Here is a 7,887-nt window from a genome sequence, read left to right on the forward strand (position 1 = left end):
GTCATCTGTCTAAACCGTTTAACCAATCCGATCTCCTCAAGATAGTGTTTAAACATCTCAACTAATCATTGGGTATCTATCTACTTTATATCTATGAAGGATAAAAAGCTGAATTCGGTGTTGATTTATTCAGACATTTAGGGTGGTTTTATAAAAACATATCCCTCTGTTATAGGTTACTATTATAGGTTAGTCTATTGGTTAGACTTTACTTAACCAATATCTTGGCAAACTCAGCAATTATATATCAACTCACCAATGATCGGTCTCCTAACATAGGTTTACTTGTGAATTAATGAATACGTCAGCACTAGCCCATACCCCCCAAACCTGGTCTCAGTTAGCTAGTATAACCAAACCATCTGAAGAACACAATAATATCGGGGATGCTTATCTTAAATTTTTGTTAAATGAACAAACCCCTGCGGTTATATCTATGCATCAAGCCCAGGAAGTTCTAGTCTTGCCCCAAGAGCGTCTGACCCCCATGCCAAATATGCCCCTGTACGTACAGGGGTTGATGAATCGGCGTTCTCGTGTTTTGTGGGTAATTGATCTAGCTCAAATGCTAGGTTTACCGACCGTAGAAACTAATGTTCAACAGTACAACATAGTGACGCTCCGTAATCAGTCAGCGTCTTTAGGGGTTGCAGTCCAAAGCATTGAAGGGGTGTTGCGACTCACACCCGATTGTATTCAATCTCCACTGGGAGAAGTGTCATCGGGTTTGGTTCCCTACTTACGGGGATGCGCTTTGCAAGAGCAAGAAATTTTGTTAGTACTAGATGGTTTGGCAATTATGGCTTCATCTCTTTTACACAACACCTAATTTAACGGGAATTGACTTAAACTCAATGCCAGCTGGGAATTGTTGATTGTTAATTTAAAACTACCCTCAAACGATACTTTTTTTTTAGATAATAGATATATCAATGCTTTGATAAAAAATAAGTTTGTAGCCAGGTAATGGTGCTTTTTTATGGTGAAACAATTTGATAAATCAATATATAATAATGAAATTAATCAGGATTTAAATAGTCAAGGGGTAACCAAAGACAGGTATCGTCACCATGCCGAATTGGACTCAGTTATAAATGTGACTAGCACAGAACCAACCCAAAACTCCGATCAGGATGGGGTTGAGCTTATAGGCTCCACTGAACCACCTAGCAGTTCCAAAAGCTCTGGGGGTCTTAAACTCAGCTTAAAAACTAAAGTAACATCATTATTCATCACCCTAGGCACTATTCCTGTACTGCTGATTGGCTCTATTGCCTATCACTTAGCCAACCAATCTATTACCCAAGAAATTTACCAAAACAACATTGCTAGGGTAGTTAGCCTAGAAGACAACCTCAAGGGCTTCATACAAGACCGCTATTCCGATATTCGATTTCTAGCTACGCTCCCAGTTTTTACTAATTCAAGTCAACAGCAGACCACCTCCCTTTCGGAAAGACAAGCCCTATTATTAAACCGCTACCTAGACATTTACCAAGTCTACGAAAGTATAGCTGTTTTCGACTTAACCGGCAAAGTCATTGCCAAATCTAGTCAGACTCCCGTAGATAATCCCAGCTCCCGGTCTTATTTTGAGGAGGTGATCAAGACCAAAGAACCGGCGATTAGTCAACCGATATACTTGGATGCGTCTGGTCAGTTATCCCTTTACTTAGCTGCACCGGTACTTGACGAAAATACAAAAAAGCTGGTCGCAGTTATCCAATCCCGGATGCCCATCCAATACCTTCAAGATTCGATCAACCTGATGGGCAGCGGACGCGAAGAACTTTACTTAATCAATACCACCAACGGTAAAATTTTTCTCTCCAACCAAAGCAATATCGTTAATCAGCCCCTAACCAAGGTATTCCCGGACGCCAAGGAACTGCAAACTGCTGACAAACCTGATAGTCTCGTCACGTCTGATCGGGTCAAAAAGCATCAGGATCTGCTATCCTATACCCCCTTTAGTAAAATCAACGACTTACCTGACCTTCCCTGGGTAGCAGTCATGGCCACCCCAGATGCGATCGCATTTCTGCCCCAGCGACAATTACTCCTCACCCTGACCCTGGGAATCTCCCTGACCACCTTATTAGTTGCTGCAGTAGCTGTCTATCTCGCTAACCGGTTGACCAGTCCCTTGTTAGCAGCTACCAAGGCAGTGAAAGCCCTCGGGGAAGGGCAACTGGATACCCGTTTGGAGCTGGTGGGAACCGATGAGCTGGGGGTACTTGGGTCAAATATCAACCGTATGGCATCTCAGCTACAGACCCTAGTTGCTAAGCAACAAGCTTCCCTAGACAAGGCTCGGTTATTTGCTGATGTTGTCACCCATGCTGCCAAACCTGATCAGAAAGCCCATGCCTTTGATTTAGTGGTTAATGCTGCTAAGGAAAAGTTAGCCGCCGACCGGGTGGTGATCTATTATTTTGACCCAGGCTATCGGGGAACCATTGTGGCTGAAGCGGTAGACTCCCGTTGGCCAAAAGCAATCGCCAACGAAATCACCGATGCTTGTATTCCCAGAAAATTGCTGGAAGCCTATCGCAAGGGAAGGGTTGTGCCCACCAGTGATGTCCAAGCACAGAAATATTCCTCGGGTCATATGCAGTTGTTGAACCGACTGCAAGTCAAGGCAAACCTGGTCGTCCCGATTGTGGGGGTGGATAATCTAATTGGCTTATTGGTAGCCCATCAGTGTTCTAACACTCGAGTATGGCGCACCGATGAGATTGACTTTCTACAGGAATTAGCCACCCACTTAGGACTAGCCTTAAGCAGTGCCAGTCTCGCCAGACTGAAGACTGCTGAAGCCGACCGAGCTGGGCAACTTATTGAGATTACCTCCGGTATCCGGAAATCCTTCACAGTCGAGGAAATCTACCAGTCAGCCATCAGTGGCATCCGAGAAGCTCTGAAAACCGACCGAGTCCTAGTCTATCTGTTTGACGAAAATTGGCAAGGAACCATTGTCGCCGAATCCGTGGGTCATGGCTGGCCGAAATCCCTAGGAGCAGAAATTGCTGACCCCTGCTTTGCCCACCAATATGTGGAAAAGTATCAGCAGGGTAGAGTTACTGCCTTGGATAACATTTACCAGGCAGACTTGAGTGAGTGTTACTTTGGTCAACTTGAACCGTTTAAAGTCAAAGCTAACCTAGTCGCCCCCATCTTAGGGGAGGACAAATTACTGGGACTGTTGGTCGCCCATCAGTGTTCCGGTACCCGGCATTGGCAAGAATCAGACATCAACTTTTTCACGCAGATGGCGATTCAATTGGGCTTTGCCCTTGAGCAAGCCAAGCTAGTGGACCAGCTCAAACAAGCCCGCATTGCTGCGGAAGTAGTTTCCCAGGAGCAACAGCAACAACGGGAAGCCCTACAGTTGCAACTGTTAGAACTGGTTAATAAAGTGGAAGGAGCTGCCCAAGGTGACCTCACGGTAAGGGCTGAGATCCTCAGTGGGGAAATTGGCACTGTGGCTGATTTCTTCAATGCCGTCATCGAAAGTCTAAGAGGGATTGTTACCCAAGTCAAAACTGCTGCTACTGAGGTACACCAGTCTGTTGGGGACAATGCTGGAGCTATTCATCAACTGTCTGAAGCCGCACTCCAACAAACCCAGGAAATCACCGACACCCTAGATTCTGTGGCTCAAATGACTGGTTCTATTCAAGAGGTAGCCTTTAATGCCCGCCAAGCCGCTGCTGTCGCCCATACCGCTGCAAACACCGCCCAAAGCGGCACCCACGCTATTGAGCGCTCTGTTGCCAGTATCATAATCTTGAGAGATACAATAGCAGAAACTGCAAAAAAAGTCAAGCGCCTCGGGGAATCCTCCCAGCAAATTTCCCAAGTGGTGGCATTTATTAACCAAATTGCCCTGCAAACCAACCTATTGTCGATCAACGCTGGCATAGAAGCTGCCCGAGCTGGAGAAGAGGGGCAAGGATTTGCCGTGGTTGCCGAAGAAGTTGGAGAACTCGCTGCTCGCGCTGCCACGGCCACTAAAGAAATTGAACAAATTGTAGATAACATCCAACAAGGCACCTCCGAAGTGGTGGAAGCCATGGAACTGGGGACTACCCAAGTGGTCGAAGGCACCTATCTAGTTCAAGAAGCCAAAGACAGTTTTGGTCAAATCCTCAACGTCTCCACCCAAATCGACCAATTCATTCAATCCATATTCCAAGCTACCGTTTCCCAAGCGGAAACCTCAAGCGCTGTGACGAACGTAATGAAAGACATTGCCCAAATCTCAGAACGCACTTACCAGTCAACAGAACATATCTCCCACTCCCTCCAAGACACTGTCAGTATTGCTGAAGAATTACAAACATCGGTTGGCAAGTTTAAAGTTGATCAGAATTATGACTAATGACCACTAACCACTAACCACTAACCACTAACCACTAACCACTACACATGTCACAGGACAAAGAACTGGAAATTCAGCTACAGTTTCTCGAAGAGGCAAAGGAATACTTAGATACCATTGAATCGGTGCTGCTGGGTTTAGCCAGCGCTGCCATTGATAGTCAGAAAATGGATGGGATTCTGCGAGCGGTTCATTCTGTCAAAGGGGGAGCTGGGATGATGGGATATGGCACCTTGAGTCACCTAACTCACCGTTTAGAGGATTCATTTAAAGTTCTCAAGGCTAAGAAAAATGCGATCGCAATCGAAAACCAACTCGAAAGTCTACTCCTACAGGGGGTAGACTGTCTGCGCCAGGTACTCGAGATCAACCGCCAGGGCAATCGGGTAGACTCCCAGTGGCTAGAAACCATAGCTAACCCAGTATTTGATCAACTGCACGAGATTCTAGGAGACCCGGTCGCAGATGATGCAACTACTATGCTGGGAGCAGAGGATGGCACTAATGTGACTGCCATGCTGTTTGAAACAGAAGTGGAAGGGTGTCTAGCTCGCCTAGAAGGGGTGTTAGCAGACCCCGAAAAGCCCTGCTTGCTAGAAGAAGTGTCCATCATGGCTCAAGAATTGGGCGGGTTAGGAGAAATGCTGCAGCTTGAGGCTTTTAGCCAGTTGTGCGAAGACATCAATCACCAGCTAGAAGCTGCCCCAGACCAAGTGGAAGCGATCGCCCAACAAGCTCTAATGCTGTGGCGGCAATCCCAGGCGTTGGTACTGGTGGGTCAACTGACTCATTTACCCCGCCGCCTCGAAGCTAGGGAGTTTCAGGAGAATGAAGGAGGAGCTACAGACCCAGGGGTGCCAGAGGAAGCTATATTAGTTGGGGAATTGGAAACCGATCAGCCAGAACTACTCGGACAAGGGGATGAGGCATACCAGGAAGACCAGCCAGACCAGCCAGACCAGCCAGACCAGCCAGACCAGCCAGACCAGCCAGACCAGCCAGACCAGCCAGATCAAGGGGAAGTAAAGGTATTTCAATGGGTGGATAGCAATCCCAAGATTTCTTCCCCCTCTCCCTTGTCTTCTCCCCCTCCCTTGTCTTCCCCCCCTTGCCCTGAACCCATCTTCGTGAGGGAGAACAATCAGGAAGACTCCTCAAAAGACCCACACCAGGAAAATACTGTGCGCATTCCTGTGCGACAGTTGGATCGACTCAATGACTTGTTTGGAGAACTGACTATCGAGCGCAATGGTCTTTCCCTGCAACTGGGACGACTGCGCACCCTAGTAGACAACCTCAGCCGCCGGGTCAAGATTCTCGAAGCCTCCAATCACAAGCTGCGCACATCTTATGACCAGATTGCCACCCCAAGAGGAATGACAGGAAGACAGGGGGATGGGGAAACCAGCAAATCCGAGGGACTGTTGCTGCCATCTTCCGTATCTTCTCCCGCCGCTTCCTCTGCTTCCTCTGCTTCCTCTGCTTCCTCTACTTCCCTAGCTATTACTGTTCAAGGGTTTGATGCCTTAGAGATGGATTCCTACAGCGACTTGCACCTGCTATCAAGGGAGGTGATGGAAACCATTGTTCAAATCGAAGAAGTCACCAGCGACTTGGAATTGACCCTAGACGATACTGATAGCATTGCCCATGAATTAAACAAAACTGCCAAGCAGCTGCAAACCAATCTGACTCAGGTTCGGATGCGTCCCTTATCTGATTTAGTGGGACGATTTTCCCGAGCTTTGCGGGACTTGTGTGTGGAGCATGGCAAACAAGTAGAACTCAAGGTAGTGGGGAAAGGTACCCTGATTGACCGCACCATCCTGGAAACCCTGAGTGACCCCCTCATGCATTTATTGCGCAATGCCTTCGACCACGGCATTGAAGACCCTAGCACCCGTCAGGCTATGGGGAAACCGCCAAAGGGAACTATTGAAATCAAAGCCATCCACAGGGGGAACCAGACCCAGCTTACCCTCCGTGATGATGGCAAAGGCATTAATTTAACTAAAATCCGAGCCAGAGCAGAGGAAATGGGATTAGACCAGGAGCTGCTCGCCAGCGCCAGTGACCAGGAATTGCTGTCTCTGATTTTTGAACCCGGATTTAGTACGGCTGATCAAGTCACCGACCTATCTGGTCGTGGTGTGGGGATGGATGTAGTGCGCAACAACCTCAAGCAAATCCGGGGGAATATCCGAGTCGATACCCAACCCGGTTGGGGAACCACCTTTACCCTCACCGTCCCCTTTACCCTATCGGTAGCACGCATCCTGCTAGTGGAAAGTAACGGCATGCTCTTGGCATTTCCCATCGATGTGATTCAAGAGATGCTGATGCTCAAATCCCAGCAAATCATAACCACCCTAGGCAACGAAGTCATCAACTGGCAAGGGAAAATGGTGTCCCTGATTCGCATGAAAAAGTGGCTGAAATTTTACTGTCGCCGTCGGGTCACCACCCTAGAAGAAACCCCGAGCATCAACGAACCTACTATTCTAATTATCAATCAAGCCGAGCAATTAATCGGCCTGTGTGTAGACCGCTCCTGGGGAGAGCGAGAAGTCACCGTGCGTCAAGTAGAAGGAAACCTAGGGTTACCTGATGGATTTAGCGGCTGTACCATTCTCGGCAACGGTCGAGTGGTTCCTCTGGTAGACGCCAACGCCATGCTACGCTGGATAATCAGTTGTCAGCGCACCACTAACCTAGAGAGTTTATCCCCACAACATTGCCCCACCTCAAAGGGATTTGTGGAGCAACAACCTCCCTCAATCGGTATACAACCAAGTACCAAAGACACCATCTTAATCATTGATGACTCGATTAACGTGCGCCGGATGTTGGCATTGGGGTTAGAAAAAGCTGGGTATATTGTAGAACACGCCAAAGATGGTCAGGATGGGATAGAAAAACTGCTTCGGGGATTAGAGGTGAAAGCCATTATTTGTGACATCGAAATGCCCCGGCTGGATGGCTACGGCTTTTTAACTCGGGTCAAAGTAGAGCCGAGCTTAAAGACCTTACCCATTATTATGCTCACCTCCCGGAGTGGCTCTAAGCATCGCCAACTAGCCATGACTTTAGGGGCATCTGCCTATTTTTATAAGCCTTACAATGAGCGGGAGTTATTGAAAACTTTAAATGAAATTATGGTAGAAGACGTATTGATTTAATATTGCTGGTAATATCATGTCCGACAGAGTATGCGATCGCGAAGCGTGACCAAAGGTCAATCGCATTCGCTAGTTTTGCGTTGTTTATTTTGCGTTGTTTATTTTGCGTTGTTTGTTTTCCGTTGTTTTTGAATGAGTACACACAGCTTTTGAGATCTCCTGCATCGATCCCTTTCCCTAAAAAAAAATAAGAGAGCCGTCTTCAAGCTCTCTTGATCATCAGGGTGCATCTACATAATCAAAATATAGCCATTAATATGAGGGGTGTCACCCCTCATATTAATCAGTAATTTACTCAACGGAAGAGGGTCGGGTAGGGAAAGA

The 7,887-nt window shown here is 47.4% G+C and carries 3 protein-coding genes; all 3 read left to right on the forward strand.

Features of this window, described 5'->3' with window-relative positions:
- Positions 1-295 precede the first annotated feature (295 nt).
- On the forward strand, positions 296-829 hold the full coding sequence (locus tag F6J94_RS26015) for a chemotaxis protein CheW (RefSeq protein ID WP_293017536.1): 534 nt from the start codon (positions 296-298) through the stop codon (positions 827-829).
- Positions 830-979: 150 nt separating this feature from the next.
- A complete protein-coding gene (locus F6J94_RS26020) occupies positions 980-4,384 on the forward strand; it encodes a GAF domain-containing protein (protein ID WP_293045471.1) in 3,405 nt (1,134 codons plus the stop codon).
- A gap of 47 nt (positions 4,385-4,431) precedes the next feature.
- Positions 4,432-7,563, forward strand: coding sequence for a response regulator (locus F6J94_RS26025; protein ID WP_293045474.1), 3,132 nt, complete (start codon positions 4,432-4,434; stop codon positions 7,561-7,563).
- Positions 7,564-7,887 lie beyond the last annotated feature (324 nt).

Origin of the sequence: Moorena sp. SIO1F2 (assembly GCF_010672755.1) — a bacterium.
Taxonomy (GTDB): domain Bacteria; phylum Cyanobacteriota; class Cyanobacteriia; order Cyanobacteriales; family Coleofasciculaceae; genus Moorena.